This is a genomic window from Streptomyces sp. NPDC028289 (assembly GCF_055565975.1).
On the sequence record NZ_JBVHTI010000001.1, the window covers coordinates 1,671,698 to 1,690,350 of the forward strand.

Genomic DNA, 18,653 nt, shown 5'->3' on the forward strand with positions numbered 1-18,653 from the left:
CGGATCAACTCCCCGTACTTCGATACGACCTGAGGCCCACCCGCCACGCCGCGCCCGCCAGTACGCAGCACCCCAGCGCGACCAGCGGTGTCGACCACGCCGTCCACGCCGGCAGCCGCAGCGGATACGGCCGCCCCAGCACGTACGCGGCCGGCACCCAGTTGACGAAGGCCAGCGGCAGCATGAACGTCACCCCGCGCACGAAGTCCTTCCCGAACACCGTCGGCGGGTACTGGAGCAGCGTCGTACCGCCGTACGTGAACGCGTTCTGCACCTCCGCCGCGTCCTGCGCCAGGAACTGGAAGGCCGCGCCCGCCACGAACAGCGCGCAGAAGATCGCCGCGCCGCCGGCCAGTATCAGCGGGACCAGCAGCACCTTCGCCGGCGTCCACGCGACGTCCACGGAGACCAGCGCCCAGCCCAGCACCACCGCGCCCTGGGTGATCCGGCCCAGGCGGCGCAGCGCGAAGCGGTCGGCGCCGATCTGCGCGAGCACCGGCGCCGGCCGGACCAGCAGGGTGTCGAAGGAGCCGTCGCGGATCCGGGCGCCCAGCACGTCCATCGAGCCCAGTGCCAGGTCTGCGACGCCGAACGCGGTCGCCGACAGTCCGTACAGGAGGCAGATCTCGGGCAGCGACCAGCCGCCGAGCGAGTGGACCCGCGTGAACATCAGCAGGATCGTGGCGAAGTCCAGCCCGGTCACCAGCAGGTTCCCGGCCATCGTCAGGGCGAAGGAGGTGCGGTAGATCATCGTGGAGCGGATCCACATCCCGGCGATCAGCCGGTACGCCCGCAGCCCCTCCCGGGTCCGCTCCCCCGCCCCGCGCCAACCGCGCCCCCCGTCCAGGGCACGCTCACCCACCCTGCACCACCACCCGTCGCGTCGCCGCCGACTGCAGCAGGCGCCCCGCCGCCAGCAGCACCACCGCCCACCCGGCCTGGAAGGCGAGCGCCCCCGCCACCCCGGTCTCGCCCATCAGCACGTCCGCGGGCATCTGGATCTGCGCCGCCCAGGGCAGGACGCGCACCACCTCGCCCAGGGCGCCCGGGAAGACGTTCAGCGGCAGGGTCATGCCCGAGAAGAAGATCCCCGCGATCATCATCACCTGGTTGGCGCCCATGCCGTCCATCAGCCAGAACGCGCTCAGTGCGACCAGGTAGCGGATGCCGAAGCTGACGAGCATCGCGAGGAACAGCGCGACCAGGAAGGCGGCCCAGGTGCCGGCGTCCGCGGGCAGCGCCATCGGGAAGAACACCGCGCCGACCAGGAAGGGGATCACGCCCCGTCCCAGCATCTGGAAGAGCGAGCGACCCAAATCGGTCGCCAGCCACCATATTTGAAGATCGGCCGGACGGTACAGGTCGATCGCGATCGCGCCCGTACGGATACGCTCCATCAGGTCTTTTTCCACGCCCCCGCCCTGGATCGCGAGCGTCGCGTACAGGCACTGCCCGAGCCACACATAGGTCACCGCCTGTGCCTGGTCATAGCCTCCGAGGTGCGGTTTCTCGTCCCACAGCGCCAAGTACGTGTAGACGAGGATGATCCCGAAGGCCGTGTTCGTGAACACCCCGGCGGCGGTGGCCGCCCGATACGTCGCGTACCGTCGGAAACCCCCCGCAGCGACGGCCGTGTACAACCGTCCCGCGCCCACGCCAACCGACCTCCCGGACCGTCCGACACCGAAGCGCAGGAGCCTACTGCGCCGACGACACCGCAGGCCACGCAATTTCCGTGACCGAAGCGTGCCGGAATCCGGGAACGGAACGCGCGGTGCGAGAGTCTTCAACAGGGGGCGCAGAAGCGTACGAGGTCGTACGGGAACGAATGTACGACGCGAAACAGGAGTCCGTGCACGACATGAGCGACGAGCCGCAGCCGCAACAGCCGAACCAGGGCGGCGGAGGCCCGACGGAGCCGCCGGCCGCGGCCGAGGGGAAGAAGATCCCGGCGCAGCCGACGGCCGGGACGAAGCAGCCGGAGCCGCCCGCGGCGGCCGGGAAGACGACGCCGGAGGCACCCGGCACGGAGCCGCAGGGCACGGAACCACCCGGTGCGGAGCCGCGAGGCACGGAACCACCCGGCGCGGAGCCGCCCGCGGTGGCCGGTCCGGGGCGGACGGAGCGGCGGCCTGCGGCCGAGGACACGCAGACACGGCAGCTCGCCGCGGTCAGGGTGCCGAAGGCGCGACCACCGGCGGCGGCGCCCGAGGACCGGCAGAACGCACAGGGCGGGCAGGACCGGCAGAGCACGCAGGACCGGCAGAACGCACGGAGCGCACAGGACGACGGGCAGGACACGCAGACACGGCAGCTCACGGCGGTCAGGCCGCCGAAGGCGCCGGCACCCGCCGCGGTCACGCCTGCTGCCGCGGTCACGCCGGCCGGGGCGGTACCGCCCGGCGCCGAGCCGCCCGCGGCCGACGCGCAGACGACGGGGGGCGGGAAGAAGATGAAGCGGCCCAAGCGGACCGGATGGCGGCGGATCATCCCCACCTGGCGGATGCTGCTCGGCACCTTCGTGCTCGGGGTACTGCTGCTGATCGGCCTGTTCTTCCTCGGCTACTCGATGGTCAAGATCCCGGCGGCCAACACGTTCGCCACCAAGCAGTCCAACGTGTACCTGTACGCCGACGGCTCCCAGCTCGCCCGCGACGGCGAGGTCAACCGGGAGAACGTGGACCTCTCCCAGGTCTCCACGGACGCCCAGCACGCCGTGCTCGCCGCCGAGGACCGCGACTTCTACACCGAGTCCGCCGTCGACCCCAAGGCGATGCTGCGCGCCGCCTGGAACACCGCGACCGGCAAGGGCACCCAGTCCGGCTCCACGATCACCCAGCAGTACGTGAAGAACTACTACCTCGCCCAGGAACAGACCGTCACCCGCAAGGTGAAGGAGTTCTTCATCTCGGTCAAGCTGGACCGCAGCGAGTCCAAGGACCAGATCCTCGAGGGCTACCTCAACACCAGCTACTTCGGCCGCAACGCCTACGGCATCCAGGCCGCCGCCCAGGCCTACTACGGCAAGGACGCCATCGACCTCGACCCGGCCCGGGCCGCCTACCTCGCCGCGCTCGTCAACGCGCCGAGCGAGTACGACGTCGTCGCCCACCCCGAGAACAAGGCGGCCGCGGTCGCCCGCTGGAACTACGTCCTGGACGGCATGGTCAAGAAGGGCTGGCTCAGCGAGTCCAAGAGGGCCGCCATGAAGTTCCCGATGCCCAAGGAGCAGACCGTCTCCACCGGCATGTCCGGACAGCGCGGCTACATCGTCAACGCGGTCAACGACTACCTGATCAAGAACAAGATCGTCGACTCGGACTCCCTGGAGGCCGGCGGCTACCGCATCACCACCACCCTGCAGAAGAGCCGGCAGAACGCCTTCGTCAAGGCGGTCGACGACAAGCTGATGTCGAAGCTGAGCAAGAACAACAAGGTGGACAACTACGTGCGGGCCGGCGGCGCCTCCGTCGACCCGAAGACCGGCAAGGTCGTCGCCATGTACGGCGGCATCGACTACGTGAAGCAGTACACCAACGGCGCGACCCGCGGTGACTTCCAGGTCGGCTCCACCTTCAAGCCGTTCGTCTTCGCCTCCGCCGTCGACAACGGCTCCACCACCCAGGCCGGGCAGACCATCACCCCGAACACCTACTACGACGGCACCAACAAGCGCACCGTCCAGGGCTGGCCCGGCGGCTCCTACGCACCGGAGAACGAGGACGAGAAGTCGTACGGCCAGATCACCGTCCGCAAGGCCACCGACCTCTCCGTGAACTCGGTGTACGCGCAGATGGCCGTCGACGTCGGCCCGTCCAAGGTCAAGCAGACCGCCGTCGGCCTGGGCATCCCCGCCGACACCAAGGACCTCCAGCCGTACCCGTCGATCGCCCTCGGCACCGCCACCGCCAGCGTCCTCGACATGGCGGAGGCCTACGCCACGCTCGCCAACCACGGCAGGCACGGCACGTACACCATGGTCGACAAGATCACCAGGGACGGCACGGAGACCGTCAGGCTGCCGGAGTCCAAGACCACCCAGGCCGTCAGCCGGCAGGCCGCCGACACCACCACCTCCGTCCTGCAGAGCGTGGTCGACAACGGCACCGCCACCGCCGCCCAGGCCGCGGGCCGCCCGGCGGCCGGCAAGACCGGCACCGCCGAGGAGGACACCGCCGCCTGGTTCGCGGGCTACACCCCCGACCTCTCCACCGTCGTCTCCGTGATGGGCCAGGACCCGGTCACGGCCGCCCACAAGTCGCTCTACGGCGCGCTCGGCCTGGAGCGCATCAACGGCGGCGGGGCCCCGACCGAGATCTGGGCGCAGTACACCAAGGACGCCCTGAAGGGCACCACGGCCTCCGACTTCGACCTGGACCTCCAGGCCGGCGCCGAGACCGTGGCCCCGCCCACCCAGAACACGGCCACCCCGGGCACCGGCGGCCAGGACAACGGCGGCACCACCGGCGGGAACCAGGACACCGGCGGCACCACCGACGGCGGCCAGGACAACGGCGGCACCACCGGCACCACCACCGCCGGCACCACGGACGGCGGCACGACGGACGGTTCCACCACCGCCGGCACCACCACGTCCGGTACGACGACCGCCGGCACCGACTCCGGTACGACGACCTCGGGCACCGACTCCGGCACCTCCACCGGGACCACGACCGCCGGCACGAGTACCGGGACGACGACGGCGGGCACCGACACCGGCACCAGTACCGGCACGACAGCGGGCGACGGGGGCGGAGGAGGGTTCGGGTTCGTCCAATGACCGCTGGTCAATGCCTGCTGGTCAATGACCGCTGGTCGCCTTGAGCCCCACCACGGCGACCAGCAGCAGGCACACGAAGAAGATCCGGGCGGCGGTGGCCGGCTCCCCCAGCCCCACCATCCCGAACACCGCCGCCCCCGCCGCCCCGATCCCCACCCACACGCCGTAGGCGGTACCGATGGGGAGCGTCCGCGCGGCGTACGACAGCAGCAGCATGCTGGCGACGATCCCGCCGCCGGTGAGCAGACTGGGCAGGGGCCGGGTGAAGCCGTCCGTGTACGTCATCCCCACGGACCACCCGACCTCGAGCAGACCGGCGACGAAAAGCAGAACCCAGGCCATGACGGCACCTCCGAGACGTATCGCTGACGTATCGCTGACAACGGGGGTGCGTCGTCTTTGCCTTCACGGTCCCGGTACGGCGCGTCTCGTCGGGCTGGCTCCTTCGAAGGTAGCAAAGGAATGACAAAGAGGCCTGGTGACCAAAGCCACCAGGCCGCTCCAAGCCTCTGAATCAGAGATACAGGCCGGTCGAGTCCTCCGAGCCCTCGAACCGGTCGGCGGCCACGGCGTGCAGGTCGCGCTCCCGCATCAGCACGTACGCCACCCCCCGCACCTCGACCTCGGCACGGTCCTCCGGGTCGTACAGCACCCGGTCACCGGGCTCCACCGTCCGCACGTTCTGCCCGACCGCGACCACCTCGGCCCAGGCCAGCCGGCGCCCGACGGCCGCCGTGGCGGGGATCAGGATGCCCCCGCCGGACCGTCGCTCGCCCTCCCCGGTGTCCTGCTTGACCAGGACCCGGTCGTGCAGCATCCGGATGGGCAGCTTGTCGTGCTGGCTGCTCTGCTCGTCTCTCTTGGCGCTCACGCCTGTGAACCTACCTGCCTCTGATCAGCTCTTACGCCGTCGGGTACCGCTGAAGACCAGCAGCCCGACCACGCCCACGGCGACGAGCGCGACCGGCACGACCCGCTCCAGCCGCGGCGCGCCCTCCTCGTCCACGAACTGGGCCTTCACATCGCTCACCACCCGGTTGACCTGGACGTAGGCCCGCCCGAGCGTGTGATCGACGTTGGCCGCGACCTTGGCCTTCGCATCGCCGACGATGGTCTTCGGATGCACCCGCACCCCGATCTCGTCCAGCGTCTCGGCCAGCACCTCGCGGCGGCGCTTGATGTCCGCCTCGATCTGCGCCGGGGTTCTGGTGTCCGACGTCTCCGCCACCGTAGGCCCTCCGAAGTCTGCCGTACTGCCGTACTGCCTGTTCTGGACAGTCTGTCAGCTCTCGCCGCCGCCGCACGGTCAGGACCCCCCGTTACGCTAGACCGATGAGCGAGCGACTCCAGCCCGGGGACGTAGCCCCCGACTTCACCCTCCCCGACGCCGACGGCAACGAGGTGTCCCTCTCCGCCCACAAGGGCCGCAAGGTCATCGTCTACTTCTACCCCGCCGCCCTCACCCCAGGCTGCACGAAGCAGGCGTGCGACTTCACGGACAACCTCTCCCTCCTCGCCGACGCCGGCTACGACGTCCTCGGCATCTCCCCCGACGCCCCGGAGAAACTCGGAAAGTTCCGCGAGAAGGAGAACCTCAAGGTCACCCTCCTCGCCGACCCCGACAAGAAGGTCCTCGACGCGTACGGCGCCTTCGGCGAGAAGATGAACTACGGCAAGACCTACATGGGCGTCATCCGCTCCACGATCATCGTGGACGAGCAGGGCAAGGTGGAGAAGGCCCTCTACAACGTCCGCGCCACCGGCCACGTGGCCAAGATCATCAAGGATCTGGGCATCTGAGCACCACCTGATCCACCACCGCAGACGGCTTGCACCGGGGTGACCCGGCGCAAGCCGTTTCGCGAACACGCGGCCGCAGACGGAGGGAACCGGCGGGACGACCGCATCGAGAACCTGCGGCTGCCGCGCCCCAACTGCCATGCGGTCACGAGCGCCTGGTACCGAGGAGGCACGCGAAGAGAGGCGTAGCCCCGTACACTGGGCCAAGCAAAACGGCAGCTCCGAGAAATGTCCGTTTTGGGGCGGTCGTGGCGAAATAGGCGATACGCGCGGGTTTTAGGTGCCCGTGGGAGAAATCCCGTGTGGGTTCGAGTCCCACCGACCGCACATGCGAGGGGCCACCTTCACGGGCGGCCCCTCTTCCGTTCTCAGCCCAACAGCTCCCGCACCACCGGCACCAACGCCCGGAACGCCTTCCCCCGGTGGCTGATCGCGTTCTTCTCGGCGGGGGTCAGTTCGGCGCACGTGCGCGTCTCGCCCTCGGGCTGGAGGATCGGGTCGTAGCCGAAGCCGTTCGTGCCCGTCGGCGCATGCCGGAGGATGCCCCGCAGCTGGCCCTCGACCACTCGCTCCGTGCCGTCCGGCAGGGCCAGCGCCGCCGCGCAGGCGAAGTGGGCGCCCCGGTGTTCCTCGGCGATGTCGGAGAGCTGGGCGAGGAGCAGGTCCAGGTTGGCCTTGTCGTCGCCGTGGCGGCCTGCCCAGCGGGCGGAGAAGATGCCGGGGGCGCCGTTCAGGACGTCGACGCAGAGGCCGGAGTCGTCGGCGACGGCGGGGAGGCCGGTGGCCTGGGCGAGGGCGTGGGCCTTCAGCAACGCGTTCTCGGCGAAGGTGACGCCTGTTTCCTTGACGTCGGGGATGTCGGGGTACGCGTCCGCGCCCACCAGTTCGTGGGGCAGTCCCGCCGCCGCGAGGATCGAGTGCAGCTCGGTGATCTTTCCGGCGTTGCGGGTGGCGAGGATCAGGCGGGTCGTCATGTCCAGCAGTATCGCAAGGGCCGGGGCGGTGTTTTACGGCGTGCAGACCTTGGTCAGTTCGCCGGCGGCGTCGGTGACCGGGGTGACGTCGGGGGTGGAGTCGCCGTTCCTGACGGCGGTGCGGACGTTGTCGACGGCCTGCTGGAGGTGGTCGACGGCCTTGTTGACGTCGGCGTCGTCGGTCTTGTCGCCGATCTTCTTGAGGTTCTGCTGGATGGAGTCGAGGGAGGCCTCGGTGCGGGTGGGGTCGTTCGCGGCGTTCTCCACGGCCTGCTGGAGGGCGGTGACGCTGTCGGCGATGGAGTCGGCGGTGCGGACGCAGTCCAGTGCCGTGTTGACGGAGTCGCAGCCGGTGAGGAGGGCGGTGGTGAGTGCGGCGGTCGCGGCTGCGGCGGCGATGGTGGTGACGCGACGGCGTCCTCGGCGTCGGCTGGCGGCCATGGTGGTGTTCCCTCCCCGTGGTACGGCTGGCCGGGCGCACGGTTGTACGTGCCGTGCGCCCGTATTCATAGGGACGCGGAGTGGGCCGCCGGGGTTGCCCCCTTCTCACCTCGCCCTTTTCCTTCCCTTTTACTTCTTGAGTGCCTCTTCGAGCGCCGCCTGCTGGATCGTGGCCAGGTCGGTGCAGCCGGCGACGGCGAGGTCGAGGAGGGCGTTGAGTTCGTCGCGGGCGAAGGGTTCGGCCTCGGCGGTGCCCTGGACCTCGACGAAGCGGCCGTCGCCGGTGCAGACGACATTCATGTCGGTCTCGGCCTTGACGTCCTCCTCGTAGCAGAGGTCCAGCAAGGGGACTCCGCCGACGATGCCTACGGAGACGGCGGAGACGGTGCCGGTGAGGGGCTGGCGGCCGGCCTTGATGAGCTTGCGTTCCCTGGCCCAGGTGACGGCGTCGGCGAGGGCGACGTAGGCGCCGGTGATGGCGGCGGTGCGGGTGCCGCCGTCGGCCTGGAGGACGTCGCAGTCGAGGACGATGGTGTTCTCGCCGAGGGCCTTGTAGTCGATGACGGCGCGCAGGGAGCGGCCGATGAGGCGGGAGATCTCGTGGGTGCGGCCGCCGATCTTGCCCTTGACGGACTCGCGGTCGCCGCGGGTGTTGGTGGCGCGGGGGAGCATGGCGTATTCCGCGGTGACCCAGCCTTCGCCGCTGCCCTTGCGCCAGCGGGGGACGCCTTCGGTGACGGAGGCGGTGCAGAAGACCTTGGTGTCGCCGAAGGAGACGAGGACGGAGCCCTCGGCGTGCTTGCTCCAGCCGCGTTCGATGGTGACCGGGCGGAGTTGTTCGGGGGTGCGGCCGTCGATTCGAGACATGGCGACGAGCCTATCCGGAGCGCGGGAAGGGGCTCCTCCCCAGGAGGGGAAGAGCCCCTTGCCGGTGAACCCGGTGCGCCCGGTGAGCCCGTGGGCTCACATCATGTCTTCGATCTCCGCGGCGATCGGGTCGGCGTCGGTGCCGATGACGACCTGGATGGCGGTGCCCATCTTGACGACGCCGTGCGCGCCGGCGGCCTTGAGGGCGGCATCGTCGACCAGCGAGGCGTCGTGGACCTCGGTGCGCAGCCGGGTGATGCAGCCTTCGATCTCGTCGATGTTCTCGATTCCGCCGAGGCCGGCGACGATCTTCTCAGCCTTGCTGGCCATGTTCCTTCTCCCTGATCCGAACCGCTTTGTCGCAGTAACCCACAGTTGGCCCATCTTTGCGAGCGGTCGTACCGCGCGTGCCGAATGATGGCGAGCAGCGCGGCGGAACCGTCTGTCGACTGGTCTACACCAGCTGGTGGGCGGTCGACAAACCCCGGAGGAGACGCCCGTGAGTGCCGAGAGCGCCGACAGTACGGTCGGTCCCGCGCGGGAACGGTGGCACGCCCTCTTCCAGGGGCTGCAGAAGATGGGCCGCAGTCTTCAGCTGCCGATCGCGGTGCTGCCGGCGGCGGGGATCCTGAACCGGCTGGGCCAGCCGGACGTGTTCGGTGAGCAGGGGCTGGGCTGGACGGCGGTCTCCAAGGTGATGAAGGGGGCGGGCGGGGCACTGCTCGACGGTTCGGTCGGGTTGCCGTTGCTGTTCTGCGTCGGGGTCGCGATCGGGATGGCGAGGAAGGCCGACGGTTCGACGGCGCTGGCGGCGGTGGCGGGCTTTCTCGTCTATTACGGGGTGCTGCACCAGTTCCCGGAGGACTGTCCCGGCGGGTCGAGGACGTTGCCGGGGATCGGGTGCCAGGTGCGCGACGGGTCGGTGTCGGCGTTCACGTTCCAGAATCCGGGGGTGTTCGGCGGGATCGCGCTGGGGCTGCTGACGGCGTTCTTCTGGGTGCGGTACCACCGGACGAGGCTGGTGGACTGGCTGGGGTTCTTCAACGGGCGGCGGCTGGTCCCGATCATCATGTCGTTCGTGGCCATCGCGTTCGCCGCGTTGTGCCTGTGGGTCTGGCCGCCGGTCGGTGGCGGTCTGGAGAGTTTCAGTCACTGGCTGCGGGACGCGGGGTCGTGGGGTGCGGGGGTGTTCGGGCTTGCGAACCGGGCGTTGCTGGTGGTGGGGCTGCACCAGTTCCTGAACGTGCCCATCTGGTTCCAGTTCGGCAGTTACACCACGCCCGAGGGGCAGACGGTGCACGGCGACATCAACATGTTCCTGGCGGGTGATCCGAGCGCGGGTCAGTTCACGTCGGGGTTCTTCCCGGTCATGATGTTCGCGCTGCCGGCCGCCGCGCTCGCCATGACGCACTGTGCGCGGCCGCACCGGCGCAAGGAGATCGGCGGTCTGATGCTGTCGGTGGCGCTGACGTCGTTCGTGACGGGCATCACCGAGCCGCTCGAGTACTCGTTCATGTTCGTCGCGCCGTTGCTGTACGGGGTGCACGCGGTGCTGACGGGGGTGTCGATGGCGGTGACGTGGGGGCTGGGGGTGCACGACGGGTTCAGTTTCTCGGCGGGGCTCATCGACTACGTCATCAACTGGAACCTGGCGACGCGACCTTGGGCGATCGTTCCGATCGGGCTGTGCTTCGCGGCGGTCTACTACGTGATCTTCCGGTTCGCCATCACGCGGTTCGACCTGAAGACCCCGGGCAGGGAACCGGAGGACGAGGTGGAGGACGTCACCGAGGCCTGAGCAGCCGGTGGCCGAATGGCATACGCCGCGTAGTGCTCCGGTTGCGGAATTGACGGGTTCCTTATATCGCCCCCATCGTGTACAACAGGTCTACACCACTGAGTGGTGTAGACCACCACCGATGGAGGAAGTATGACAACCGCCACCGCGACGGCGGCCCCCACAAAGAAGTGGGGATCCGGTCTTTTCCAGGGCCTGCAGAAGATCGGCCGCAGCCTTCAGCTCCCCATCGCCGTGCTGCCGGCGGCGGGCCTGCTGCTCCGCTTCGGCCAGCAGGACATCCACGACAAGCTGCACCTGCCGGACAAGGTCACGGCGGTGTTCGCCACTGCGGGTGGCGCGATTTTCGACAACCTCCCGCTGCTGTTCTGCGTCGGTGTCGCGATCGGCTTCGCCAAGAAGGCGGACGGCTCCACCGCACTGGCCGCGCTGGTCGGCTTCCTTGTCTACAAGAACGTCCTCACCGCGTTCCCCGTCACCGACGCGAAGGTCCAGGCGGGCGCTGACATCGCCGCGACCTACAACAACCCCGGTGTGCTCGGCGGCCTGGTGATGGGTCTGCTCGGCGCGGTGGTCTGGCAGCGCTTCCACCGGACCAAGCTGGTGGACTGGCTCGGCTTCTTCAACGGCCGCCGGCTCGTTCCGATCATCATGGCCTTCGTCGGCACGATCATGGGTGTCTTCTTCGGCCTGGTCTGGAAGCCCATCGGTGACGGCATCTCCGACTTCGGCAAGTGGATCACCGGTCTCGGCGCCTTCGGTGCCGGTCTGTTCGGTCTGATCAACCGTGCGCTGATCCCGGTCGGCATGCACCAGTTCGTGAACACGGTCTCCTGGTTCCAGATCGGCGACTACAAGACCGCGTCCGGCACGATCGTCCACGGTGACCTCACCCGCTTCTTCGCCGGTGACCCGACGGCCGGTCAGTTCATGTCCGGCTTCTTCCCCATCATGATGTTCGGCCTCCCGGCCGCCGCCCTCGCCATCGCGCACACTGCCCGCCCGGAGCGCCGCGCCGCCGTGATGGGCATGATGCTGTCGATGGCCCTGACCTCCTTCGTGACCGGTGTGACCGAGCCGATCGAGTTCACGTTCATGTTCATCGCGCCGCTGCTGTACGCGATCCACGCGGTGCTCACCGCCCTGTCCATGGCGATCACCTGGGCGCTCGGGGTGCACGCGGGCTTCACCTTCTCCGCGGGTGTCATCGACTACATACTCAACTGGAACCTGGCGACCAAGCCCTGGCTGATCATCCCGATCGGCCTGGTGTTCGCGGCGATCTACTACTTCGTCTTCCGCTTCGCCATCATCCGCTTCAACCTCCCCACCCCGGGCCGCGAGCCCGAGGAGGAGATCGAGGACCTCACGAAGGCGTGAGCCCCCTCCACGGTGTGGCGAAGGCCCCCGCAGCCCGGCGGCTGCGGGGGCCTTCTCGTCGTACGGCCGCCTTCTCGTCGTACGGCCCTGAACGCTGTACGCGCGTCAGATCTCGTACGTCGCCCTCGGCGCCGCGAGTTCCACCGGGCCGTCGAAGACCTCGCCGGCGTCGGCGAGGTTGACGGCGGGGTCGGTCCACGGCGGGATGTGGGTGAGGACCAGGCGGCGGGCGCCGGCGCGGGCGGCGGTCTCACCGGCCTCGCGGCCGTTGAGGTGCAGGTCCGGGATGTTCTCCTTGCCGTGCGTGAAGGCGGCCTCGCACAGGAACAGGTCGGTGTCCCGGGCCAGGTCCTCCAGCGTCGGGGTGAGGCCTGTGTCGCCGGAGTACGTCAGGGACTTCCCGGCGTGCTCGACGCGGATGCCGTACGCCTCCACGGGGTGGCGGACCCGCTCGGTGTGGACCGTGAAGGGGCCGACGTCGAACGTGGACGGCTTGACCGTGTGGAAGTCGAACACCTCGCTCATCGAGGAGGCGGTGGGGGTGTCGGCGTAGGCGGTGGTGAGCCGGTGCTCGGTGCCCTCGGGGCCGTAGACCGGGATCGGTGGGCACGGACCGCCGTCGTGACGGTAGTAGCGCGCCACGAAGTAGGCGCACATGTCGATGCAGTGGTCGGCGTGCAGATGGCTCAGGAAGATCGCGTCGAGGTCGTAGAGACCGCAGTGGCGCTGCAGCTCGCCCAGGGCGCCGTTGCCCATGTCGAGGAGCAGCCGGAAGCCGTCGGCCTCTACGAGGTAGCTCGAACAGGCCGATTCCGCGGACGGGAACGACCCCGAGCAGCCGACGACGGTGAGCTTCATGAAGCAGAAACCTCCGTTGGCGGAAACCCAGATGCGCTGGGAACTGGAGTCGGGAAAAAGGGCATGACGGGGGTCGTGCGGTTTGTCGAGCGTAAGGCGCAAAAGAGCCGGTCGCTCCTCCGCCAGGGGCCGTTGTGGGCGAACTCACCTGTGGTGTCACCGGTTCGGCTGGACCGGGGGCGCATAAGGATCGCGCAAGGGCGCGCATCGATTATCTCGCGCCGGTAACGTCGTCGTATGGACACGTCATGGTGGCTCGCACTCGCGGCAGTCGTCCTGCTGGCGCTGGTCGCCACGCTCGTCGACGGCTGGGGCAGAGGCCACCGGCCGCGCGGACACCGCACCCGCCCCCCGGGGCATCCGCGCGGCACGCGCACGCAGACCGGACGGCCCCGTCCGGGGGACATCTGGTGGGCCAACGTGCCCTACGAGGACGGTCCCGGCGCCAAGGACCGTCCGTGCCTGGTGCTGGCCGTGCACGGCAGCCGGGCGACGATCGCGAAGATCACCAGCAAGTACCACGACGAGCGCGCCGGGGTGATCCCGCTGCCGCCGGGCTCGGTCGGGGACGCCCAGGGCCGGCCGAGCTTCCTGGAGACGGACGAGCTGCGCGAGATCGCGGTGTGGGAGTTCCGGCGCCGGGTGGGCGTGGTCGACCCGGTGCTGTGGGACCAGGTGCGGCACCTCGCCTAGGGCGGGCTCAGCTCACCCGCACGGTGACCCTCCACTCCTCGATCCCCTTGCAGGAGACCCCGCCGGGCGCGGTGGGCTGGGCGCACAGGGGGCGGGTGGAGGAGAGGGTGACGGTCCCGGCGGCCATCGCCCGGTAGGCGGATCCGGCGTCGCCGCCGCGGAGCATGATCCCGTAGTTGGTCTCCTGGAGGGCGGCCGTGTCCCCGGCCTCGGCGATCTTCTTCCAGGGGCGCTGCTCGGAGCCGGTCAGGGTGACCCGCAAGGTGCCGTCGTGGGCCAGGCAGAAGGTACGGCCGCTGTCGGCGGCGGTGAGTTCGGAGGTCAGGGGCGTGCAGCCGGCGGATGAACCGCCGGCGGAGGGGCTCGGTGTCGAGGTGGGGGTCGGCGTCGGTTTCGGGGACACCGCGCCGCTGCCCTTGTCGTCGCCCCCGCTCTGCGAGCCGCAGGCCGCCAGCAGGAGCAGGCTCGCCGCGGCGAGCGACGTGCGGTGGAACGTCGTACGGCGCATGGGGTGTCCGCCTTTCCGTCGGGGAACGGACCCTTGGTGCCGATATGACGTATCTCCCGGTCATACGGATCCCGCACCCGGACGGCTTCCGGGTGCGGGATCCGGTCAGTTCAGGGGCGGGGTCAGCCGGTCGTGACGGCGGTGTCGTCGACGACGAAGCTGGTCTGGAGCGAGGAGTCCTCGACACCGCTGAACTTCAGGGTGACGGTCGAGCCCGCGTAGGACCCGAGGCTGAAGGACTTCTGCACGTACCCGGAGGCCGCGTTGAGGTTGGAGTACGTGGCCAGCGTGGTCGAACCGGCAGTGACCGTCAGCTTGTCGTACTGGGTGCTGGTGGTGGTCTCGGCCGTGTCGATGTGCAGGTAGAAGGTGAACGTGGTGGCGGTGCAGCCGGACGGGATCGTCACCGACTGGGACAGCGTGTCGGTGTGGGTCGATCCGTAGCCGTCGAGCCAGGCCTTGTACGAGCCCGCGTGGGCCGCCTCGCTGCTGGAGTTGGTGATGACACCGCTGGACGCCGTCCAGGTGGTGTTGCCCGACTCGAAGCCCGGGTTGCCCAGCAACTGCGTGGAGGTGCAGGTGCCGCCACCGCTGGTGCTGACGGTCCAGGTGAAGGAGGCCGAGCCGGAGGCGCCGGTGGAGTCGGTCGCGGTGACGGTGGTGCTGTAGGTGCCCGCGGTGGACGCCGTACCGGAGATCAGGCCGGTGGAGCTGGAGATGGACAGGCCGGTCGGCAGGCCGGAGGCGCTGTAGGTGAGGGTCGCGCCCGCGCTGTCGGAGGCCGAGATCTGGAGGCTGACCGAGCTGCCGGTGGCGGTGGACTGGCTGCCGGGGTTGGTGACGGTCACCGTGTTGCCGGTGCTGGTGCCGGAGGCGAAGGCGGTGGTGCCGTTCGGGGTGCCCCAGCCGGTCGGGCCGTCGTAGCCGGTGCCGGCGGTGCAGAAGTACGACGTCGAGCAGGAGCCGTTGTTGCCGCTGGTGACGTCGTACAGGTTGCTGGTGTGCGAGTAGGGGTACTTCGCCGGGTAGTCGCTGGAGCCCGGGGTGCCCGCGAGGGCGTAGACGCCGGCGATGATCGGCGAGGAGGCACTGGTGCCGCCGTAGACCGCCCAGCCGGAGCCGCCGTAGGTGTCGTAGACCGCCACGCCGGTGGCCGGGTCGGCGACCGCGGAGACGTCGGACTCCATGCGCTTGGTGCAGCCGGTGTCGGTCTGCCAGCTCGGCTTCGCGTCGTAGGCGGAGCAGCCGGAGCCGGTGCCCTCGGAGGAGCTGGTCTTCCACACGGACTCGGTCCAGCCGCGGGTGCTGGAGGAGGTGGAGAGCGCGGTGCCGCCGACGGCGGTCACGTACTGGGAGGTCGCCGGGTACTCGGCGCCGTAGTCGGAGTCGCCCGCGGAGACGGTGATCGCGACACCCGGGTGCTTGAAGTAGGAGGTGTCCTCGCTGGTCTGGGAGGAGGACTCGGAGCCGCCCCAGCTGTTGGAGACGAACTTGGCGCCGAGCGCGACGGCCTCGTTCTCGGCGGTGCCGAGGTCGGAGTCGGTGGCGGAGTTGGCCTCGACGAGGATGATGTTGCAGTTCGGGCAGACGGCGCTGACCATGTCGATGTCGAGCGCTTCCTCGCCGGCCCAGCCGGAGTCGTTCGTGGGCAGCGAGGTCGTCGAACCGGTCTGGCTGACCTGCTTGAAGCAGCCGTTGGCGACGGTGCACGCCGACAGGCCGTACGTGGAGCGGTAGGTGGCGAGGTCCGAGGCGGCGTTCGGGTCGTTGTAGGCGTCGACCACGGCGACGGTCAGGCCGGAGCCGCCCGTGGAGGGCAGGTTGTAGGCGCTGTGCAGGTTGGTCGGGCTCAGGCCGGAGGGCGCGGCGGCGAGTGCCGAGGCCAGTTGCTGCTTGATGTCGGTGCGGCGCTGCGCGAAGCAGTTGACCTCACCGGGCTTGGCGGCGGTGGCGCACAGGTGCTTGGTGGGCACCTTCTGCCCGGCCTTGCCGGTGCTGTGCACGGCCTGCCGGGCGGGGTCGGTCAGGGCCTTGGCGTTCTGGGCGGCCCGGGTGGTCTGGGCGGTGGCCTGGGGGGAGACGGTGTGTGCCTGTGCCTGTGCGGCCGGTGCCGCGACGAATCCGGAGACGGCGAGGGCGAGGGCGGGGAACGCGAAGGCCAGAAGTCTTCGCAGGCTCCGTCGTGATTCACGCATGGGGGTACTGCCTCCATCGGTGGGGTTACAAGGCAGGCCCGTGACGCGCGTAGCGGCGGCAGAGTGCGGCGTCATGAGCATGACACTTCGAACACCCTGGGATGCCGACGAGCGTGGCATGACAGGACGGTGAGGAACCTAGCGGGGTTCACCGGGGACCGGTTCCCCCCGGCGAAGATCTTTGCTCCGTCATAGGCAGCGCTTAGCCCCCTCATAGAGGGGGGTTGGCGCGTACATGATGAGCGCTATGCCCAGAGCTGACCCTGGAGGGTCTCGATGGCTTCCTCGGTCGTGGCGGCGGTGTACACGCCGGTCGACAGGTACCTCCAGCCGCCGTCGGCGACGACGAACACGATGTCCGCGCTCTCGCCGGCAAGTACGGCCTTCTTCCCGACGCCGATCGCGGCGTGCAGCGCGGCACCGGTGGAGATGCCCGCGAAGATGCCCTCCTGCTGGAGCAGGTCCCGGGTCCGGGTCACGGCGTCCGCGGAGCCGACCGAGTAGCGGGTGGTGAGCACGGAGGCGTCGTACAGCTCGGGCACGAAGCCCTCGTCGAGGTTCCTGAGCCCGTACACGAGGTCGTCGTACCGGGGTTCGGCGGCGACGATCTTCACGTCGGGCCTGTGCTCGCGCAGGTACCGCCCGACACCCATCAGCGTGCCGGTCGTCCCGAGCCCCGCGACGAAGTGCGTGACGGACGGCAGGTCGGCGAGGATCTCCGGACCGGTGGTCGCGTAGTGCGCACCGGCGTTGTCCGGGTTGCCGTACTGGTAGAGCATCACCCAGTCGGGATGCTCGGCGGACAGCTCCTTGGCCACTCGTACGGCGGTGTTGGACCCGCCCGCGGCCGGGCTGGAGATGATCTCCGCGCCCCACATCCCGAGCAGGTCCCGGCGCTCCTGCGAGGTGTTCTCGGGCATCACGCACACCATGCGGTAGCCCTTGAGCTTGGCCGCCATGGCGAGCGAGATGCCGGTGTTGCCCGACGTCGGCTCCAGGATGGTGCAGCCGGGAGTGAGCCGGCCGTCCTTCTCCGCCTGCTCGATCATGTGCAGGGCGGGACGGTCCTTGACCGAGCCGGTCGGGTTGCGGTCCTCCAGCTTGGCCCAGATCCGGACCTCGGCGGACGGCGAGAGCCGCGGCAGGCGCACCAGGGGGGTGTTGCCGACCGCGGCCAACGGGGAGTCGTAGCGCATGCCGATCTCAGGCCATGCCGCCGGCGACCGCCGGCAGGATCGTCACGGTGTCGCCGTCGGTGAGCTTGGTGTTGATGCCGTCGACGAAACGGACGTCCTCGTCGTTCAGGTACACGTTCACGAAGCGGCGCAGCTTGCCGTCGTCCACGATGCGGGCGTGGATGCCGGCGTGCCGGGTCTCGAGGTCGTTGAAGAGGTCGGCGAGGGTGTCACCGCTGCCCTCCACCGCCTTCTGACCGTCGGTGTACTGGCGGAGGATGGTCGGGATGCGGACCTCGATGGCCATGGCTCAGGGCTCCTGTCGGAAAGTCTGGGTGGGTGGGCGCGCAGCGGCACGCCGCGGCTCACGGCCGTACGGCGGCAGGGGAACGTCAACAGATGGCGCTGTTCAGCCTGCACAGGTCGACGTGCAGCCGCGCCACGAGCAGCATGCCCGGCGCCTTGTCGCTCACGTCGTTCAGAACCATGGGCTCATCGTATCGATTCCCGGTACCGATTCCGGAGTGTGATTCCACATGCCGGACATTTTCCGGCCGAAGAGTGAGATGACCAACCTGGGGCGCGGGGAACTGCGCGACCACCCCCCGCCGGCCCGCGGATCACCACCGGCCGGCTCCGCACCGCCGGACTCCGCCGTCGCGGCGGAGAAGAGGCAGGCGTCGGCTCGCCGGGAGTCAGTACGCCTCGACGATCCTGACCTCCTCCTCCGTCACCTCGCCCTCCACGATGCGGTACGAGCGGAACTGGAAGTCGCCGAGGCCGTCGGTGTCGGCGGTGGAGACGAGGACGTAGTGGGCGCCGGGCTCGTTGGCGTAGGAGATGTCGGTACGGGAGGGGTACGCCTCCGTCGCCGTGTGGGAGTGGTAGACGACCACCGGCTCCTCGTCACGGTCGTCCATCTCCCGGTACAGCTTGAGAAGGTCCCCGGAGTCGAACTCGTAGAACGTGGGGGACATCGCCGCGTTCAGCATGGGGATGAAGCGTTCGGGGCGGTCGGAGCCGGCCGGCCCGGCGACGACACCGCACGCCTCGTCCGGGTGGTCCTTGCGCGCGTGGGCGACGATCTGGTCGACGAGGGCCTGGGTGATGGTCAGCATGTTCGCCAGGATAAGCAAAGGGCCGCCCCGTACCGGTGGGTGGTACGGGACGGCCCGGATGCCGGA

Annotated in this window: 21 protein-coding genes, 1 tRNA gene and 1 riboswitch; of the genes, 6 read left to right on the forward strand and 16 right to left on the reverse strand. The window is 69.5% G+C overall.

Annotation, left to right across the window (positions count from 1 at the left end; translation table 11 throughout):
- Positions 1-4: 4 nt before the first annotated feature.
- Positions 5-769, reverse strand: a complete 765-nt coding sequence (locus ACZ4UV_RS07400; protein WP_451017842.1) for an ABC transporter permease — start codon at positions 767-769, stop codon at positions 5-7.
- 85 nt (positions 770-854) lie between these two features.
- Positions 855-1,640: an ABC transporter permease gene (locus ACZ4UV_RS07405; RefSeq protein ID WP_390042967.1), complete on the reverse strand. Its 786-nt coding sequence runs from the start codon at positions 1,638-1,640 to the stop codon at positions 855-857.
- Positions 1,641-2,452: 812 nt separating this feature from the next.
- On the opposite strand from ACZ4UV_RS07405, the gene ACZ4UV_RS07410 reads away from it, so the two are divergent.
- Entirely contained in the window at positions 2,453-4,780 is a 2,328-nt protein-coding gene (locus ACZ4UV_RS07410; RefSeq protein WP_467836638.1) for a transglycosylase domain-containing protein, read from the forward strand.
- 21 nt (positions 4,781-4,801) lie between these two features.
- Here the strand turns inward: ACZ4UV_RS07410 and ACZ4UV_RS07415 are convergent, their stop codons facing one another.
- From ACZ4UV_RS07415 to ACZ4UV_RS07425, 3 genes are all read right to left on the reverse strand, one after another.
- Positions 4,802-5,122, reverse strand: a complete 321-nt coding sequence (locus ACZ4UV_RS07415; protein WP_467836316.1) for a DMT family transporter — start codon at positions 5,120-5,122, stop codon at positions 4,802-4,804.
- Between the two features lie 45 nt (positions 5,123-5,167).
- Positions 5,168-5,241, reverse strand: a riboswitch (guanidine-III (ykkC-III) riboswitch).
- Between the two features lie 53 nt (positions 5,242-5,294).
- The gene (locus tag ACZ4UV_RS07420) at positions 5,295-5,651 is read right to left on the reverse strand and encodes a GroES family chaperonin (RefSeq protein ID WP_046730549.1); all 357 of its coding nucleotides are present in this window, start codon (positions 5,649-5,651) and stop codon (positions 5,295-5,297) included.
- Positions 5,652-5,675: 24 nt separating this feature from the next.
- The gene (locus ACZ4UV_RS07425) at positions 5,676-6,008 is read right to left on the reverse strand and encodes a DUF3618 domain-containing protein (protein WP_351490942.1); all 333 of its coding nucleotides are present in this window, start codon (positions 6,006-6,008) and stop codon (positions 5,676-5,678) included.
- A 104-nt stretch (positions 6,009-6,112) separates the two neighbouring features.
- Between ACZ4UV_RS07425 and bcp the strand changes: the two genes are divergently transcribed.
- Both bcp and ACZ4UV_RS07435 read left to right on the forward strand, forming a co-directional pair.
- Positions 6,113-6,580, forward strand: coding sequence for a thioredoxin-dependent thiol peroxidase (gene bcp, locus ACZ4UV_RS07430; RefSeq protein ID WP_451017832.1), 468 nt, complete (start codon positions 6,113-6,115; stop codon positions 6,578-6,580).
- A 242-nt stretch (positions 6,581-6,822) separates the two neighbouring features.
- Positions 6,823-6,907, forward strand: a tRNA-Leu gene (locus ACZ4UV_RS07435).
- A gap of 41 nt (positions 6,908-6,948) precedes the next feature.
- Here ACZ4UV_RS07435 and rdgB read toward each other — a convergent pair.
- The 4 genes from rdgB to ACZ4UV_RS07455 form a co-directional block, all read right to left on the reverse strand.
- Positions 6,949-7,554, reverse strand: a complete 606-nt coding sequence (rdgB, locus tag ACZ4UV_RS07440; protein WP_451017831.1) for an RdgB/HAM1 family non-canonical purine NTP pyrophosphatase — start codon at positions 7,552-7,554, stop codon at positions 6,949-6,951.
- A gap of 33 nt (positions 7,555-7,587) precedes the next feature.
- Complete coding sequence (locus tag ACZ4UV_RS07445; protein ID WP_451017830.1) at positions 7,588-7,995, reverse strand: hypothetical protein; 408 nt, start codon at positions 7,993-7,995, stop codon at positions 7,588-7,590.
- A gap of 129 nt (positions 7,996-8,124) precedes the next feature.
- Complete coding sequence (gene rph, locus ACZ4UV_RS07450; protein ID WP_351490935.1) at positions 8,125-8,862, reverse strand: ribonuclease PH; 738 nt, start codon at positions 8,860-8,862, stop codon at positions 8,125-8,127.
- 96 nt (positions 8,863-8,958) lie between these two features.
- On the reverse strand, positions 8,959-9,192 hold the full coding sequence (locus ACZ4UV_RS07455) for a PTS sugar transporter subunit IIB (protein WP_089106674.1): 234 nt from the start codon (positions 9,190-9,192) through the stop codon (positions 8,959-8,961).
- Between the two features lie 247 nt (positions 9,193-9,439).
- Here ACZ4UV_RS07455 and ACZ4UV_RS07460 point away from each other — a divergent pair, with 247 nt between their 5' ends.
- Positions 9,440-10,660: a PTS transporter subunit EIIC gene (locus ACZ4UV_RS07460; protein WP_467836645.1), complete on the forward strand. Its 1,221-nt coding sequence runs from the start codon at positions 9,440-9,442 to the stop codon at positions 10,658-10,660.
- Positions 10,661-10,792: 132 nt separating this feature from the next.
- Positions 10,793-12,040, forward strand: a complete 1,248-nt coding sequence (locus ACZ4UV_RS07465; protein WP_351490931.1) for a PTS transporter subunit EIIC — start codon at positions 10,793-10,795, stop codon at positions 12,038-12,040.
- A 105-nt stretch (positions 12,041-12,145) separates the two neighbouring features.
- On the opposite strand, the gene ACZ4UV_RS07470 is transcribed toward ACZ4UV_RS07465, so the two are convergent.
- A complete protein-coding gene (locus ACZ4UV_RS07470) occupies positions 12,146-12,898 on the reverse strand; it encodes an MBL fold metallo-hydrolase (RefSeq protein WP_451017829.1) in 753 nt (250 codons plus the stop codon).
- Between the two features lie 237 nt (positions 12,899-13,135).
- Between ACZ4UV_RS07470 and ACZ4UV_RS07475 the strand changes: the two genes are divergently transcribed.
- Entirely contained in the window at positions 13,136-13,591 is a 456-nt protein-coding gene (locus ACZ4UV_RS07475; protein WP_451017828.1) for a type II toxin-antitoxin system PemK/MazF family toxin, read from the forward strand.
- Positions 13,592-13,598: 7 nt separating this feature from the next.
- On the opposite strand, the gene ACZ4UV_RS07480 is transcribed toward ACZ4UV_RS07475, so the two are convergent.
- The 6 genes from ACZ4UV_RS07480 to ACZ4UV_RS07505 all read right to left on the reverse strand — a co-directional run bounded on the left by ACZ4UV_RS07480 (position 13,599) and on the right by ACZ4UV_RS07505 (position 18,587).
- The gene (locus tag ACZ4UV_RS07480; protein WP_390042638.1) at positions 13,599-14,099 is read right to left on the reverse strand and encodes a hypothetical protein; all 501 of its coding nucleotides are present in this window, start codon (positions 14,097-14,099) and stop codon (positions 13,599-13,601) included.
- 122 nt (positions 14,100-14,221) lie between these two features.
- Positions 14,222-16,294 carry a putative Ig domain-containing protein gene (locus ACZ4UV_RS07485; RefSeq protein ID WP_451017827.1) on the reverse strand — a complete coding sequence of 691 codons (2,073 nt, stop codon included), beginning with the start codon at positions 16,292-16,294 and terminating at the stop codon, positions 14,222-14,224.
- 245 nt (positions 16,295-16,539) lie between these two features.
- Positions 16,540-17,490 carry a PLP-dependent cysteine synthase family protein gene (locus tag ACZ4UV_RS07490; protein WP_467836329.1) on the reverse strand — a complete coding sequence of 317 codons (951 nt, stop codon included), beginning with the start codon at positions 17,488-17,490 and terminating at the stop codon, positions 16,540-16,542.
- A 7-nt stretch (positions 17,491-17,497) separates the two neighbouring features.
- Positions 17,498-17,776, reverse strand: a complete 279-nt coding sequence (locus ACZ4UV_RS07495) for a MoaD/ThiS family protein (RefSeq protein WP_351720166.1) — start codon at positions 17,774-17,776, stop codon at positions 17,498-17,500.
- Positions 17,777-17,861: 85 nt separating this feature from the next.
- Positions 17,862-17,957, reverse strand: a complete 96-nt coding sequence (locus tag ACZ4UV_RS07500; protein WP_345053128.1) for a putative leader peptide — start codon at positions 17,955-17,957, stop codon at positions 17,862-17,864.
- Positions 17,958-18,164: 207 nt separating this feature from the next.
- Positions 18,165-18,587, reverse strand: a complete 423-nt coding sequence (locus tag ACZ4UV_RS07505) for a M67 family metallopeptidase (protein ID WP_351501655.1) — start codon at positions 18,585-18,587, stop codon at positions 18,165-18,167.
- Positions 18,588-18,653 lie beyond the last annotated feature (66 nt).

What these genes read in the sequence shown, in the direction of transcription:
- ACZ4UV_RS07400 (WP_451017842.1), bottom strand. Translation starts at nt 769, where the DNA reads ATGTGGATCCGCTCCACGATGATCTACCGCACCTCCTTCGCCCTGACG.
- ACZ4UV_RS07410 (WP_467836638.1), top strand. Translation starts at nt 2,453, where the DNA reads ATGAAGCGGCCCAAGCGGACCGGATGGCGGCGGATCATCCCCACCTGG.
- ACZ4UV_RS07415 (WP_467836316.1), bottom strand. Translation starts at nt 5,122, where the DNA reads ATGGCCTGGGTTCTGCTTTTCGTCGCCGGTCTGCTCGAGGTCGGGTGG.
- bcp (WP_451017832.1), top strand. Translation starts at nt 6,113, where the DNA reads ATGAGCGAGCGACTCCAGCCCGGGGACGTAGCCCCCGACTTCACCCTC.
- rdgB (WP_451017831.1), bottom strand. Translation starts at nt 7,554, where the DNA reads ATGACGACCCGCCTGATCCTCGCCACCCGCAACGCCGGAAAGATCACC.
- ACZ4UV_RS07445 (WP_451017830.1), bottom strand. Translation starts at nt 7,995, where the DNA reads ATGGCCGCCAGCCGACGCCGAGGACGCCGTCGCGTCACCACCATCGCC.
- rph (WP_351490935.1), bottom strand. Translation starts at nt 8,862, where the DNA reads ATGTCTCGAATCGACGGCCGCACCCCCGAACAACTCCGCCCGGTCACC.
- ACZ4UV_RS07455 (WP_089106674.1), bottom strand. Translation starts at nt 9,192, where the DNA reads ATGGCCAGCAAGGCTGAGAAGATCGTCGCCGGCCTCGGCGGAATCGAG.
- ACZ4UV_RS07460 (WP_467836645.1), top strand. Translation starts at nt 9,440, where the DNA reads ATGGGCCGCAGTCTTCAGCTGCCGATCGCGGTGCTGCCGGCGGCGGGG.
- ACZ4UV_RS07465 (WP_351490931.1), top strand. Translation starts at nt 10,793, where the DNA reads ATGACAACCGCCACCGCGACGGCGGCCCCCACAAAGAAGTGGGGATCC.
- ACZ4UV_RS07470 (WP_451017829.1), bottom strand. Translation starts at nt 12,898, where the DNA reads ATGAAGCTCACCGTCGTCGGCTGCTCGGGGTCGTTCCCGTCCGCGGAA.
- ACZ4UV_RS07475 (WP_451017828.1), top strand. Translation starts at nt 13,136, where the DNA reads ATGGACACGTCATGGTGGCTCGCACTCGCGGCAGTCGTCCTGCTGGCG.
- ACZ4UV_RS07480 (WP_390042638.1), bottom strand. Translation starts at nt 14,099, where the DNA reads ATGCGCCGTACGACGTTCCACCGCACGTCGCTCGCCGCGGCGAGCCTG.
- ACZ4UV_RS07485 (WP_451017827.1), bottom strand. Translation starts at nt 16,294, where the DNA reads ATGCGTGAATCACGACGGAGCCTGCGAAGACTTCTGGCCTTCGCGTTC.
- ACZ4UV_RS07490 (WP_467836329.1), bottom strand. Translation starts at nt 17,490, where the DNA reads ATGCGCTACGACTCCCCGTTGGCCGCGGTCGGCAACACCCCCCTGGTG.
- ACZ4UV_RS07495 (WP_351720166.1), bottom strand. Translation starts at nt 17,776, where the DNA reads ATGGCCATCGAGGTCCGCATCCCGACCATCCTCCGCCAGTACACCGAC.
- ACZ4UV_RS07500 (WP_345053128.1), bottom strand. Translation starts at nt 17,957, where the DNA reads ATGGTTCTGAACGACGTGAGCGACAAGGCGCCGGGCATGCTGCTCGTG.
- ACZ4UV_RS07505 (WP_351501655.1), bottom strand. Translation starts at nt 18,587, where the DNA reads ATGCTGACCATCACCCAGGCCCTCGTCGACCAGATCGTCGCCCACGCG.